General features: G+C 58.2%; 1 protein-coding gene. It reads right to left on the bottom strand.

Translation table 11 applies throughout. The features are described 5' to 3' along the window. Positions 1 to 97: 97 nt before the first annotated feature. On the bottom strand, positions 98 to 1,128 hold a 1,031-nt coding region (locus IWX64_RS16855; RefSeq protein WP_196868274.1), incomplete at its 5' end, for a tyrosine-type recombinase/integrase.

Here is a 1,128-nt window from a genome sequence, read left to right as displayed (position 1 = left end):
ACAGCGATTATGCCGAGGAAAACGTTAAGCCGAGTTTGGTGCGTTTTCCCTTGTGATTCGGGGGTCTCGGTCCCGTTCCTCGGGTTAACGTTCCTCGCTATCTCAGTGAGTAGAGCAGCTGAAGTTTGTCTTCGCTGAGCATTTCGGTATTCGTTTCACTGATCGCGGGTGTGGCGGCATTCAGTGCTGCTCGCATCATGTCGAGGGTGGCAAACGCGTAGAACGCCGAGGTGGTGCTCATGCTTTCGTGCCCGAGCAACTGCATGATGATCGGCAACGGGATGCCTTGCTTGTAGAGGTCCATGGCCTTGGTCTTCCGCAGCATATGACAGTGCAGGTTGCCTGGGATTGAGGGACATCGTCCACGGGCGAGGTCCCCGGCTTTCTTGAGCACCGCGGCAACGGTATCGCAGGAAAGCGGCATCGGTTGCCCGCGGTGCCAGCTATAGAACAGGGGCCGCATCGCGGGCTGGGTTGTGCGTTGCGGGTGGAACTCGTCGAGATAAACCTTGAGATGTTCAACTGTCTTCTCTCCCAAGGGAACGACGCGGCTCTTGTCCCTTTTGCCGGTGAGCGTCAGATGGGCTGGTTTCGCCAGCTTCAGGTCCTCACTTGTGAGTGCGGTGATCTCGCTGACGCGTGCCGCGCTGTCGTAGAGCAGGATGAGCAGCATGCGGTTGCGGCGGGATTTCTGGTCCTTGCCGTCGTACGCGGCCAGGACCGCTGTTGTCTCGTTCTTCTCCAGGTATTCGATAGGTTTGCGCGGTGCGGCTGGCGCCTTGATGTTCTTGGCAGCATGGTAAACCGCAACCAACGTGAGGTCTTCAGCGGAAGCGAAATGCAGGAAGGCTTTGACTGCGCTCAGGCGCAGGACGATGGTCGCGGGCTGGTAGTTCCTGGCTTGGCGCATCCATACCAGCCAGTCTTTGAGAAATTGACGCTCAAAGTGATCGAAGCTGATGTCTTGGCGAAGAACGTGCTGCTCCGTGGTCAGGTAGTGGACGTAGCTCTCCAGACTGATCCGATACGCCTCGATGCTGCGTGGTGCCATGGCCCTGACGTCGGGTAGGTAGTCGTGCAGGTAGTTCCGGGCGTAACCCCAGAAATCAGGGGTCGGTTCTTTCGGTG

It is taken from the genome of Arthrobacter sp. CAN_A212 (genome assembly GCF_015752345.1).
Taxonomy (GTDB): domain Bacteria; phylum Actinomycetota; class Actinomycetes; order Actinomycetales; family Micrococcaceae; genus Arthrobacter_D.
Note: the sequence above shows the minus strand (reverse complement) of the source record. Positions and strands in the feature narration are given on the sequence as shown.